Here is a 12,095-nt window from a genome sequence, read left to right as displayed (position 1 = left end):
AAGCTAGTCATAGTGATAAAAACCGCGCCCGCTCTTACGGCCAAGGTAGCCCGCTGCGACCATGCGCTTAAGCAGTGGGCAGGGACGATACTTAGGGTCGCCAAAGCCCTCTTGCAGCACCTGCATAATCGCCAGACAAACATCCAGTCCGATTAAATCCGCCAGCGCCAGCGGGCCCATGGGGTGAGCTGCGCCGAGCTTCATGGCTTCATCCACCGCTTCTGGTGTTGCGGTACCTTCTTGAACAATAAACGCCGCTTCGTTGATCATCGGTACCAGCAGGCGATTCACCGCAAAGCCCGGCGCGTCGCCTACCGGCACGGCGGTTTTACCCAACGCTTTAGCCAGGGTTTCAATCTCGCCAACGGTAGCGTCCGAGGTTTGCTCGGCACGAATCACTTCCACCAGCTTGAGCACTGGCACTGGGTTAAAGAAGTGCATGCCCACTACTCGCTCGGGGTGCTCGCACACCGCTGCCAGCCGGGTAAGCGACAGCGAGGAGGTGTTGGAGGCTAAGATAGCCGTGCTGCTCATTTGGCTAAGATCTCGAAACAGCTTCTCTTTGAGTTCAGGCTGTTCGGGGGCGGCCTCGATAATAATTGCGCAGTCGCTTAAGTCATTGAGTGTGGTAGTGGTAGAGAGACGGGCTAGAGCAGCGCTTTTATCCGCCTCGCTGATCTTTTCTTTCGCCACCAGCTTGGCTAAGCCTTTGTCGATACTCGCCTTGGCGCGGCTTAACTGCTCCTCAGCCACATCGTAAAGGTGCACCTGATAGCCACTGGCAGCCACTACCTGGGCAATGCCCTGCCCCATAGTACCAGCCCCGACAACGCCAACTTGTTGATCACTCATGCACGCTCTCCTCTATCTATTATCACCACTATCTATTATTACCACTGGGGAGTTATCAATGCTGCTTGGCTTCTTCGCGCAGTACGAATTTCTGAATCTTGCCCGTTGAGGTTTTGGGAAGTTCGCTGAAGATGACCGTTTTGGGCACTTTGTAGCCCGCCAAATGTTCGCGACAGTGGGCGATAATATCGGCCTCGGTGACTTCACCATAACCGACTTTGAGCTTCACGAACGCACAAGGCGTCTCGCCCCACTTCTCGTCGGGCTTGGCAACCACCGCTGCCTCTTCAACGGCGGGATGGCCGTAAATTGCGTCTTCCACCTCGATGGTCGAGATATTTTCACCGCCGGAAATAATGATGTCCTTGGAGCGGTCTTTGATCTCGATATAGCCATCCGGGTGCCATACCGCCAGGTCGCCAGTGTGGTACCAGCCGCCCTCCAGCGCCTGCTCGGTAGCTTCCGGGTTCTTTAAATAGCCCTTCATAACGTTATTGCCGCGCATGAGTATTTCACCCATGGTTTGGCCATCCTTGGGCACTGGCTCCATGGTGAGCGGATCAGCCACGCACAGCGCTTCGAGCATGTGGTAGCGCACCCCCTGGCGGGCTTTAATTTTGGCTCTTGCTTCCAGCGGCAATTCATCCCACGCTTCCCGCCAAGCGCATACGGTTACCGGCCCGTACACTTCGGTTAAGCCATACACGTGGGTTACCTCAATGCCCAGCTTTTCCACCCCGGCAATTACCGAGGCAGGCGGTGCGGCACCGGCGGTGGTGACTTTGACCGCATGATCGAACTGATGCTTATCTTCTGCTGGCAGGTTCACCAGGCCATTAAGGATAATCGGCGCCCCGCTAAAGTGAGTGACCTTCTCTTCGGCAATGAGCTGCATGATCTTTTTAGGATCGACGCGACGCAGACAAATGTTCACCCCGGCGTTGGCGGCAATCGTCCACGGGAAGCACCAGCCGTTGCAGTGGAACATCGGCAGAGTCCATAGGTAGATCGGATGGTGGGGCATTGCCCACTCCATGATATTGCTCACCGCATTCAGGTAAGCACCGCGGTGGTGGTAAACCACCCCCTTGGGCTTGCCGGTGGTGCCAGAGGTGTAATTAAGCGAGATCGCATCCCACTCATCGGCAGGGAGCTGATAGGCAAAGTCAGCATCGCCCTCGTTGAGTAGCGCCTCGTACTCAATCTCCCCAATGCCCTGGGTCTCGCCGAGAAACTCCACATCGGCGACATCGATGATCAGCGGCTTGTGAGTAAGCTTGGCAACGGCTTGCTGGATGACCTCGGCAAATTCTGGGTCGACAAGAATGGCTTTGGCCTCGCCGTGCTCCAGCATATAGCTGATCGCTTCGGCATCAAGGCGAATATTCAGTGTATTAAGCACACAACCCGCTAGCGGCACACCGAAGTGCGCTTCAAACATCGCCGGGATATTGGGCAGCATCGCCGCAACCGTTTGGCCTGGCTGAATGCCTCGCTTTTCGAGCGCAGAGGCAAGCTGGCGACAGCGTGACCAAGTTTCGCTCCAGGTGCGTCGCGTACTGCCATGTACCACCGCCGGGTAGTCGGGATAGATCGACGCCGAGCGCTCGATAAAGGTCAGCGGAGATAGCGGCACGTGGTTGGCAATGGTTTTGGGCAAGCCTTGCTCAAAGATAGCGGTCATAATCGGCTCCTGAACTTTGTTGATCTTATTGAAAGCGTTCGTTTTAAGGGTTCGTTTAAAATAATTGTTTTGATAGCTTAGAAACAATAACGCCGCCCAAAGAGGCGGCGATACTGGCTGAAATTAGCGTTAGTGAACCTCAAATTCGCTTAAACACTGCATACCTGCCTCAATCACCGCGCGTTGAGCGCGGCCTACCGGCAGCCATTGCGTGATGGCAAATTCGGCGCTGCGCATCTTGGCAGCATAGAAGGGATCATTGCTGCCGTTGTTAACGGCGGCCTGGGCGCAAAGCGCCGCCTGCCCCATCTGCCAAGCGCACAGCACGTGGCCCGCCAAGTTAAGGAACGGCGTAGCATAAGCCTGCACCGCATCTGCGCCTTTTTCAGGGTCGCGGCCTTGTTCCAGCACAATCGCTTGAGCGGCTTTTAAATCGTCCAAGCCTGCGGCCAGGCCACTGCCCAACGCTTTTAGTGCGGGGTCGACGTTTAGCTGTTCCACAGTGGCGGCAACGTCGTGAAGCAGTGCGTTGAGCGCTTCGCCGTTGTCACGCTGGAGTTTACGGCCCGCCAAATCGAGCGCCTGAATGCCGTTGGTGCCTTCGTAAATGGGTGCAATCCGCGCATCGCGCAGCAGCTGTGCCGCGCCGGTCTCTTCCACGTAGCCCATCCCGCCGTGTACCTGAATCCCCATGGAGGCAATATCCACCGCTTGATCGGTAGAGAAGCTTTTGATCACCGGAATAAGGATATCGGCGCGGGCCTGGGCAGCCTGACGGGCATCGTTACTTTCAGCTTGGCGGGCGGTATCCAGCTCGGCTGCGCAGTAGAGCGCCAGCGCACGCAGCGCATCGGTGCGGGAACGCATCGAAAGCAGCATACGGCGTACGTCTAAATGGTCGCTGATGCTGCACTCAGCGCCGCCACGCGCTTTGGGAGAACGTCCCTGACGACGCTCCAACGCATAGGCAAAGGCGTGCTGGCAAGCTCGCTCGGCCACGCCTATACCCTGAATACCGACTTTGTGGCGCGCCTCGTTCATCATGGTGAACATGTGGTTAAGGCCACGCCCTTCTTCACCAACTAAATAGCCGATGGCGCCACCGTTTTCGCCAAAACTCAAGGTGCATGTCGGCGAGCCATGAATGCCCAGCTTGTGTTCAATAGAGGCACAGGTGACATCGTTGCGCTCGCCCAAGGAGCCATCGTCATTGACTAGGAACTTGGGTACCAAAAAGAGGGAGATGCCTTTGTTGCCTTCAGGGGCATCAGGCTTGCGGGCCAGTACCAGGTGGATAATGTTTTCGACGGCGTCGTGCTCGCCCCAGGTGATATAGATTTTCTGACCACTGATGCGGTAGTGGTCGTTGTCAGGCACTGCGCGGGTGCGTACTTGGGAAAGGTCCGACCCTGCTTGGGATTCGGTCAGATTCATGGTGCCCGTCCAGGTGCCTTCCACCAGTTTGGGCAAGTAGGTCGCTTTGAGCGTTTCGCTACCGTGATGAGCCAGCGCTTCGATGGCACCGGCGGTTAACATGGGGCAGAGCCCCAGCGCCATATTAGCGCCGTGGAGCATCTCCTGAACCGCACTGGCAACCACTTCGGGCAGGTTCTGACCGCCTAGCGCTTCGGATACACCAATACCGTTCCAGCCACCTTCAACATAAGCCTGGTAAGCGGCTGCGAAGCCTTCCGGTGTCGTCACGCTGCCATCGGTGTGGCGCTTGGCCCCCTGCAGATCACCACTCTTGTTTAGCGGACCCCAGACGTCACCGGCCAGCTTTGCGGCCTCTTCGAGTACCGCCTCGACCAAATCGGGCGTGGCTTCTTCAAAGCCCGGCAGGCTGAGCGAACGGTGCGCTAATAGCTCTTCGAGCACAAAGCGCAAATCACGTACCGGTGCGGCGTAAACATTCATGGTGAACCTCGGGCTGAAAAATTAAACAATTGTTTGAAAGTGTGCCATAGATAGTAGTAACACTCTCCTGCCTACACCATTAGCCCAAGGTATCACCCGTTACCGATAGCGTCTCCATGCCGCTTTATTTTCGCTCAATGGCTTGCTCCACATCATCATAATAAGTGATATGGCTCTCATCTTCCGCGGGCGGCCCCACCACCGGTTCGGCGGCATTAACGTCCCATACGGCTTTGGAAAGATCCTCCAAGTGCTCGTGTTCCAGTGCACCTTGCATCAACTCTTCGGTGACCACTAGCTCGGCACCGGCTGCGGTCATTGGCGTAGTGGGTGTAAATGGTGCCACGGGCACAGGTGCTGGGCGTACGCTGCGACGCCAGGAGAAGAACATTAAGAAGAATAGACTTAGTGAGCCAAAGGCCCAGAACAGCCCTGCATCGCCCATCAAGGTCATCACCGGGGAGATCATCAGCGGGCTGATCGTGGCGCCAATAGAGTTAATCAACAGCAGGCCTTGGCTCATGCGCACCAGCGCCCCTGCGGGTGCGCGGTCGGCGGCGTGACTCACCGCCACCGGGTAAAGCGCGAACACCCCACCACCGAGCAAGAACAGCAGTACCGCCAACAGCGGCGTAGAGAGCGGCAACCAGAGCATCGCCGCCGAGATGAGTACACAGAAACCACTAATGCCAATCAGCACCATCTGGCGATCATGGCGATCCGACCAGCGGCCAATCGGGTACTGCAGCAGCATCGCCCCCATAATCACCACTGCCATCATCTGCCCCACCTGGCTGACACTCATGCCATTGCGCTGCAGATAGAGCGGTAAAAGGGTATACGCTGCGGCTACCACCATCCCGGAGCCTAAACTGCCCATCACGCCGGTAGGCGTCAGAGTAATCAAACGGTGTGGGGGAAGCGGTTCAGCGTGCTCCATAATCGGTGATACCCGGGGGATCATTGCCATCGGTAACACAGAGAGCGAAGCCAGTAGCCCAATCACCATAAAGGGCGCAGTGACGCCCATGGCGTTGGTCACACCAAGAAGCAGTTGGCCCAATACACCGGCGGCATACAGCGAAATCATATACAGCGCCAGCAGGCGGCCACGAACCTTCTGGTCGCCTGACGTGAGCAGCCAGCTTTCAATGACCAGATAAACCCCAACCGTGGCCCAGCCGCCGATCAGGCGTAGTACAAACCAGGCCCAGGGGTCGAAGAACAAGCCTTGCAGCAATACTGTGACGGCCACCAAGGAGGCAAAACTACCGTAGGCGCGAATATGGCCAATGCGCAGCAGCAGGCGGTCATTCACCATCGCGCCCAAGGCTAAGCCGATAAAGTAGGCCGACGAGACAATACCGATTACCGTGGCTGACTCACCGGCGGCATCCAATCGCACGGTAATTAAGGTGGCAAGGAAACCATTGCCAATCCCGAGAATGAAGAGCCCTAAAAGGGGCGCCAGCGCCATAGCTAGCAGTTGCCGCGACATGAAAACCTCGTCTTGCCTAAAAGTGGTGAAACAAAGGGCTGAAAACAGGTGTGAAAACGCTAAAAAGCGTGTCCACGAAGACCGTTATCTCACCTGGCACATCGAGTCAGGCCGGGATAGCGGCGCGCAATTATTGCCCTCAAGGGGGTAAAGTCAATGCTTTTCTAACGTTACAATTGTTCACGTTAGCGTTTTATATAGAATCACCGTGTCTGGCCCAGGAAATTCCACTACTAAACTATTCTTTTGTGCCCACCACCGAAAGGACGTTTCACTAAAAAAGCTGATATGGGTGGGATCGCTAATATAGTGCCAGCGGGCAAAGGCTTCAGGCGAAGCAACACGTTTGGTCATTAACCCCAGATAACCACCTGGCGCGAGCTGAGCAATCAACTGCTCAAGCACCTTGCCGGGCTGCGCCAAGTGCTCAACAACTTCGGTGGCAGTGATAAAATCAAACGTCTGGGTGAGCGCCGACGTATCAGGAGCGTAAAAAGGGTCGTAAATAGCCATCGAGTGTCCCTGCTCTGCGAACATCACCGACAGCGTCGGCCCTGGCCCCGAACCAAAATCAAGACCGCGGGCGTTGGGGGTAAGCTTAGCTAACAGCGGGGTAAATAAACGCCCTAAAAAACGCCGGTATCCCGTATCATGCGGCGAGTTTTGATGTTTATCGTATTCAGCCTTTTCTGCAGCGGCGCTCAAATGCTGCTCGGGGGGGACAAATACCAGCTCGCACGTGGCACACTGATAGTAGTCACGACGCCGATCCCGGTGGTAGAGCGCAGTAGTGGTTTCCGCGCATAGCGGACAGCGACGCATCATCGTATTCTCTGGCTTATCGTTACTTATTAAGGAAAGTGGCATGCTATCAGGTCTGGATCATCTTGTTGTAACCGTGACCGACATGGGTCGCGCCGTCGATTTTTACTCGCGGGTTTTGGGCTTGGATGTGCGCTATCGGGATGCTCAACGGGTGGACTTAATGCTCGGAGATACGGCGCTACGTCTGCATCAAACTGATACTGACATTGCGCCCATTTCAGCGACGCCTACGCCCGGCAGCCTGGATTTATGCTTACGTTGCCAACTGCCGTTGGATGAGTTTAAGCAACACCTGGATGCACTGGCTATTGAGGTAGAGCTGGGCCCCGTGGCTCGCCAAGGCGCCAATGGCCCAATTGAGTCAATTTACCTACGTGACCCGGATGGCAACCTGCTAGAGGTTTGCCGCCCCGCTTCGCGCTAATGTTAAGTGTAATAAGCCAAGGTATCATCAACCACTGCGGCACTTAATACAGATTTATCGAAAGGAAACGTTATGCTTGATAACGAAAGTGATTCTCCACTCGAAGGCAAAGTCGTCAGCGAAGAGCAGCACCCTCAGCCAGATACCACCATGGCCATGGTTATTTATGCGCTCTATCTGGCCAGTTTTATCCTTGGTTTTACATCGATTATCGGTGTGGTTATCGCCTACGTCTATAAAGGCAAAGGCCCTGTGTGGCTGGACGAGCACTACCGCTATCAGATTCGTACGTTCTGGATAGGGTTGGTTTATGGCGTTATTTTTTCGCTTTTGACTCTGATCCTGATCGGTTTCCCGTTACTGTTGGCGCTCGCGGTCTGGCTGATTATCCGCTGCGTCAAAGGCTTTAAAGGGTTACAAGAAAAACGCGCCCCTTCTAACGTAGATTCCTGGCTGTTTTAGATATGACGCAACCAACGGATAACACCAGCAGGCGTTTTTCAAAGGCCAGTGCCATAAGCTGGCTATGGCGTCAGCTGTCACGTTGGCCGCTTGGCCTGCTATGGCGTTTTTCTTCACTGCTAGGCCCGTTGGTCTATCACTTCAGTCAACGCGAACGCCGGGTAACAGAAGCCAATCTTGACGTCGTAAACCCGAACTCCACAGTTGATGAGCGAAAAGAACTCGCCAAACACAGCCTGAAGCATTCAGCAGCCACCATGCTGGAGTTGGGACACGCCTGGATGGCGGAACCTAATAAAGTGGAAGCAAGCATTCTAGCGGTGCATGGTCGCGACAAACTCGATAACGCCCGCAGCGAAGGCCGCGGCGTGATTGTGCTTGCGCCTCACTTCGGCAACTGGGAAGTACTTAACTTTTGGCTATCGAGCCATTTCCCTTTCACCGCCATGTACGAGCCACCCCAAATCACCGCCCTCGACCCAGTGATTCGCCGTGGCCGCGAGCGGATGGGGGCAAGTCTAGTGCCCACCAACCCCCGCGGAGTAGCAGCACTACTTAAAGCGCTGAAACGCAGCGAGGCGATTGGCATACTGCCTGATCAAGAGCCCGATTGGGGCAGTGGCGTTTTCGCGCCCTTCTTTGGCCGGGATGCCTACACCGCTACCCTGCTGCCGAAACTGGTCGCACGCACCCAGGCACGTGTTGTTACAGGCGTCGCGCTACGTATCCCTGGCAAAGGGTTTGAAATCCATTTTTTAGATGCCGACGAGCGGGTCTATAGCGACGATGATGTGCAGTCTGCCACTGGTGTCAATGCCAGCGTCGAGAACGCGATTGCCCTGGAACAAGCCCAGTATCAATGGGAATACAAACGCTACCGTAAAGTAGTGCAAGAACAGCAAAAACTGGCCAACTTCCGCGACTTCCGGCTTTATTGATAAGAGCTTACTGATGACTCAGAAATCTATACCTCGCGATGATATCCGCACACCGCAGATTATTTACGCACTTTACTTAGCAGGCATCGTCACAGCCAATATCACCCTGCTAATTGGCGTAATCATCGCCTATGTTTATCGTAAAGAAGCGGCCCCCTGGCTGCAGCAGCACTACCGCTACCTGATCCGCACCTTCTGGATCGGCACGCTGTATGCCTGCATCGCTTTTTTGCTCAGCATTGTGATAGTCGGCACCCTGCTGTGGCCGCTGCTAGCGGTATGGCTGGGCGTGCGCTGCCTGCTCGGCTGGATTGATATACGCAAAGGCCAGCCCCCAGCACGCCCCGCTAGCTGGCTTTGGTAAGGGGCGCGTTACTCCGTCCTTCACTCATCGCTATCACGGGCGTAAACATCATCTAGGCGCTCTATATCGTCTTCGCCCAAGTAGCTACCCGACTGCACTTCGATCAGTTCAAGGGGTATTTTGCCGGTGTTTTCCAGCCGATGCAGAGCCCCAATGGGGATATAGGTGGACTGGTTCTCGGTTACCAAGAAGCTACTCTCATCAAGGGTTACCTGGGCGGTACCTCTCACCACAATCCAGTGTTCAGCGCGATGATGATGGCGTTGCAGAGAGAGCCGCCCACCGGGCTTCACGGTAATGTGCTTAACCTGGTAGCGCTCGCCGCTGTCCATCGCTTGAAAGCTGCCCCAGGGGCGCTGTACTTGGGGAGCCGAACAAGGTTCGCTGCGCCCCGCCTGGGAAAGCGATGCCACCAAGTGCTTCACGGCTTGCGCCTGATCACGGCGGGTCACCAGTACGCTATCCGATGTCTCCACTACGATAAGATTCTGCACGCCTAGCGTAGCCACTAGGCGGTGTTCGGCAAACACCAGCGAATCCTGGGTATCGGTCAGCCATGTATCGCCTTTAGTGGCGTTGCCCGCCGCATCAGGCGTAACGGTCGTCCATAGCGCATCAAAACTACCGATATCACTCCACGCAGCGGCTAAAGGCACCACGGCTGCGTGATGGCAGTGTTCCATCACCGCGTAGTCGATGGAGTCCGCTGGGCAGCGTCGAAATGCCGCCTCACCCAAGCGCAGAAAATCCAGATCATGATGCGCACTGCTAACCGCCTCCTCGCAGGCTTCAAGCATGGTTGGCTGTAGCCGTTTTAGCTGGTCTAAATAGCTGGAGGCACGCAGCAAAAACATGCCGCTATTCCATAGGTAATCGCCGCTGTCGACTAACTCGACAGCACGTTTGGCATCGGGTTTTTCAATAAAAGCGGCAAGATGGTGGCCACCTTTCAGCGGGGCACCACAGGCAATATAACCATAACCTGTTTCCGGCTGCGTCGGCACAACCCCAAAGGTGACGAGGTAACCCGCTTCGGCTAACGGCTCGGCGAGTGAAACGCTGTGTTGAAACGCCTGAACATCGCCAATCACGTGATCTGCCGGAAGCACTAGCAGCAGCGGATCATCACCAGACTGGCGAGCCAGCAGCGCCGCACAGGCAATCGCCGGGGCGGTGTTGCGGCCCTCTGGTTCAAGCACTAGAGTGGCGGCTTGATCCATTTCACGCAGCTGTTCGGCCATTAAAAAACGGTGGCTATGATGGCCCATCAACATTGGCGCTGCGTCGGTTAACCCGACTAAGCGGCTTAGGGTTTGCTGGAGCAGGCTCTGGGAGGAGGTTAAACGCAAAAACTGTTTCGGCATCTGTTCCCGAGAGAGCGGCCAGAGCCGTGTGCCGCTACCGCCGCTTAAAATCACTGGCTGAATCATTGCTGCGTCCTTGTCATTGTCTTTGAGCCAGAGGCTGACCGTGAATTAGCGATTTTCCCTGTTGCCGAGTCAGCGACTACGTCAATCGCCAACTCTCCAAAATCGGCCTGTAGCCAGTGGCGTAACTGGCTCATTCTTGGCGCATCGCTCGCCTCTTCGAGCGCAGGCAATGTACCGGGAACAAAGCCACGCTTTATAAAGGGTGCCAATAGCTCTGGGTCGCCGCTAATAACATGCACCGGTACTGCCGCGTTAGCATCGTCGCCGGTAATCAACGGCGCAGCTTGATGGTCACCCAGCACTATCATCAGGGTATGGTCATCCACGACGCGTTCGGCCCAGCGGCCAGTGACTTTCACAGCGTAATCCACCGACCAGGCGTAGTGATCGCGAATACGCTCAATGTCCTGCCACAACACTTCTGGCGGGTCACCAGCGTCCTTCCAAGGGGCAAAAATACGCCCATCGCCAATGGATTCCCAATCATCCAGTACTGGCAGGATAGGTGTCCAGGGGGCATGGCTGGAGATCAGTGCCAATTGGGCAAACACCGGCGTCTCGCCCAGCAAGTAACGCTGGGTGTGATCGAGGGTAAATTGATCCGGCATGGTTACCCAATTGAGAGCAGGCCCGGCATAGGCGATATCTTTCGCTGCGGCAATCTCATCGAAACCGTAGGCCTCCCCTTCCGGCCACGCCAGGGTAATCGCGGGCATCACGCTGAGGGTGCGCTGCCCAGTGGAACGAAAATCATCGATCAAAGTGGAGTGTCCGCTATCCAACATCAGCCGATACCACAGCTGATTGTCGATCCATCGGCCGCTGAGGGCGGTCGCGTGGGCCAGCCAGGATTGCCCACCGCGAATCGGTGACGCCAACATCCCCGAGACCACGTGGAGATCACGCGCTGCTAAGCGCTGCTGCATATCGGCAAGGGTGGGGAGCAGAACATCCGCATAACGCGGATCCTCCAGTGCCGAGATACCGTAAGACTCAATAAAGGTGAGAAGTACATTGTGTCCTTCAAGCCCCGGTAACGGCTGGGCTTCCAGCGGTGCGGCTTCCAATTGGGCGGTAAAGGCCAGACGAGCGGCATGGGTATCGGTAATTTGCTGCCACTGAAAACGCGTGGTGTTCACCATTGGCAAGCGCGCGCCATCTACCAGTCGCACACCATTGAGTTCAAGCGCTGCGCTTGTGGTAGCAATGACCATCAGCATTAATGCGACTGCGCCAGGCAAGCGCTTAACAGAATAGGTGACGGGTGGATGCATCAGGCGCGCCAAGCCGACAGTGATAGCGACTAGCATGGCGGGCCCCGCCAGCATTGCGCAAACTGCCAGCAGTTGGCCTACATTACCCACTAGCAGATGATAAATTGAGCGCAGCAAGGGCACGTCAAGATAGAGATTGAGTGGTCGGGCAAAGGCCATTTGGGTGGCGGCAGTACCTAGATTCGCAGCGGTTGCCAGCATGACCCAGATGACAAGCCCGCCCCCCACTATGCGGCGCGCCTGGCCGGCAGGAAGCAGCAGCATAAGTGGCGCAATGATCAGCGCCTCCCAGGCAAGCCAATGGGTGCTGATCTCGCCAAAGCGCCACCACAGCGGCGCGACGAGTAAGCAATTCAGCATTAAAATCATGAGTAATAATCGACTCATCGCATCCCCATAGGTGCCTGCTTTAGCATACAGTGTCAAA

11 protein-coding genes are annotated in these 12,095 nt (G+C 56.0%); 4 read left to right on the top strand and 7 right to left on the bottom strand.

What is annotated here, in order from left to right; all coding sequences use genetic code 11:
- Positions 1-3: 3 nt before the first annotated feature.
- The 5 genes from QEN58_RS05145 to QEN58_RS05125 form a co-directional block, all read right to left on the bottom strand.
- Complete coding sequence (locus QEN58_RS05145; protein ID WP_280106082.1) at positions 4-852, bottom strand: 3-hydroxybutyryl-CoA dehydrogenase; 849 nt, start codon at positions 850-852, stop codon at positions 4-6.
- 55 nt (positions 853-907) lie between these two features.
- The gene (locus QEN58_RS05140) at positions 908-2,536 is read right to left on the bottom strand and encodes an acyl-CoA synthetase (protein WP_280106081.1); all 1,629 of its coding nucleotides are present in this window, start codon (positions 2,534-2,536) and stop codon (positions 908-910) included.
- Between the two features lie 129 nt (positions 2,537-2,665).
- On the bottom strand, positions 2,666-4,453 hold the full coding sequence (locus QEN58_RS05135) for an acyl-CoA dehydrogenase (protein ID WP_280106080.1): 1,788 nt from the start codon (positions 4,451-4,453) through the stop codon (positions 2,666-2,668).
- Between the two features lie 124 nt (positions 4,454-4,577).
- Positions 4,578-5,951, bottom strand: a complete 1,374-nt coding sequence (locus QEN58_RS05130) for an MFS transporter (protein ID WP_280106079.1) — start codon at positions 5,949-5,951, stop codon at positions 4,578-4,580.
- Positions 5,952-6,131: 180 nt separating this feature from the next.
- The gene (locus tag QEN58_RS05125) at positions 6,132-6,776 is read right to left on the bottom strand and encodes a class I SAM-dependent methyltransferase (protein WP_280106078.1); all 645 of its coding nucleotides are present in this window, start codon (positions 6,774-6,776) and stop codon (positions 6,132-6,134) included.
- Positions 6,777-6,816: 40 nt separating this feature from the next.
- Between QEN58_RS05125 and QEN58_RS05120 the strand changes: the two genes are divergently transcribed.
- The 4 genes from QEN58_RS05120 to QEN58_RS05105 all read left to right on the top strand — a co-directional run bounded on the left by QEN58_RS05120 (position 6,817) and on the right by QEN58_RS05105 (position 8,964).
- A complete protein-coding gene (locus QEN58_RS05120; RefSeq protein WP_280106077.1) occupies positions 6,817-7,200 on the top strand; it encodes a VOC family protein in 384 nt (127 codons plus the stop codon).
- 72 nt (positions 7,201-7,272) lie between these two features.
- Complete coding sequence (locus tag QEN58_RS05115; RefSeq protein ID WP_280106076.1) at positions 7,273-7,662, top strand: DUF4870 family protein; 390 nt, start codon at positions 7,273-7,275, stop codon at positions 7,660-7,662.
- Between the two features lie 2 nt (positions 7,663-7,664).
- Positions 7,665-8,600, top strand: coding sequence for a lysophospholipid acyltransferase family protein (locus tag QEN58_RS05110; protein WP_280106075.1), 936 nt, complete (start codon positions 7,665-7,667; stop codon positions 8,598-8,600).
- Positions 8,601-8,613: 13 nt separating this feature from the next.
- On the top strand, positions 8,614-8,964 hold the full coding sequence (locus tag QEN58_RS05105; protein ID WP_280106074.1) for a DUF4870 family protein: 351 nt from the start codon (positions 8,614-8,616) through the stop codon (positions 8,962-8,964).
- Between the two features lie 20 nt (positions 8,965-8,984).
- Here QEN58_RS05105 and QEN58_RS05100 read toward each other — a convergent pair whose 3' ends face one another.
- The gene (locus QEN58_RS05100; RefSeq protein WP_280106073.1) at positions 8,985-10,394 is read right to left on the bottom strand and encodes a mannose-1-phosphate guanylyltransferase/mannose-6-phosphate isomerase; all 1,410 of its coding nucleotides are present in this window, start codon (positions 10,392-10,394) and stop codon (positions 8,985-8,987) included.
- Complete coding sequence (locus tag QEN58_RS05095) at positions 10,391-12,055, bottom strand: alkaline phosphatase family protein (protein WP_280106072.1); 1,665 nt, start codon at positions 12,053-12,055, stop codon at positions 10,391-10,393. The genes QEN58_RS05100 and QEN58_RS05095 overlap by 4 nt, the downstream gene beginning before the upstream one ends.
- Positions 12,056-12,095 lie beyond the last annotated feature (40 nt).

It is taken from the genome of Halomonas alkaliantarctica (genome assembly GCF_029854215.1).
Taxonomy (GTDB): domain Bacteria; phylum Pseudomonadota; class Gammaproteobacteria; order Pseudomonadales; family Halomonadaceae; genus Vreelandella; species Vreelandella alkaliantarctica_A.
The sequence above is the reverse complement of the archived record's forward strand: the minus strand, read 5'-3'. Positions and strand labels throughout refer to the sequence as shown.

Bases quoted from the DNA above. Each gene is read 5' to 3' on its own strand.
- QEN58_RS05110 (WP_280106075.1), top strand. From the start codon at position 7,665: ATGACGCAACCAACGGATAACACCAGCAGGCGTTTTTCAAAGGCCAGT.
- QEN58_RS05140 (WP_280106081.1), bottom strand. From the start codon at position 2,536: ATGACCGCTATCTTTGAGCAAGGCTTGCCCAAAACCATTGCCAACCAC.
- QEN58_RS05145 (WP_280106082.1), bottom strand. From the start codon at position 852: ATGAGTGATCAACAAGTTGGCGTTGTCGGGGCTGGTACTATGGGGCAG.
- QEN58_RS05100 (WP_280106073.1), bottom strand. From the start codon at position 10,394: ATGATTCAGCCAGTGATTTTAAGCGGCGGTAGCGGCACACGGCTCTGG.
- QEN58_RS05105 (WP_280106074.1), top strand. From the start codon at position 8,614: ATGACTCAGAAATCTATACCTCGCGATGATATCCGCACACCGCAGATT.
- QEN58_RS05115 (WP_280106076.1), top strand. From the start codon at position 7,273: ATGCTTGATAACGAAAGTGATTCTCCACTCGAAGGCAAAGTCGTCAGC.
- QEN58_RS05130 (WP_280106079.1), bottom strand. From the start codon at position 5,951: ATGTCGCGGCAACTGCTAGCTATGGCGCTGGCGCCCCTTTTAGGGCTC.
- QEN58_RS05120 (WP_280106077.1), top strand. From the start codon at position 6,817: ATGCTATCAGGTCTGGATCATCTTGTTGTAACCGTGACCGACATGGGT.
- QEN58_RS05135 (WP_280106080.1), bottom strand. From the start codon at position 4,453: ATGAATGTTTACGCCGCACCGGTACGTGATTTGCGCTTTGTGCTCGAA.
- QEN58_RS05125 (WP_280106078.1), bottom strand. From the start codon at position 6,776: ATGATGCGTCGCTGTCCGCTATGCGCGGAAACCACTACTGCGCTCTAC.
- QEN58_RS05095 (WP_280106072.1), bottom strand. From the start codon at position 12,055: ATGAGTCGATTATTACTCATGATTTTAATGCTGAATTGCTTACTCGTC.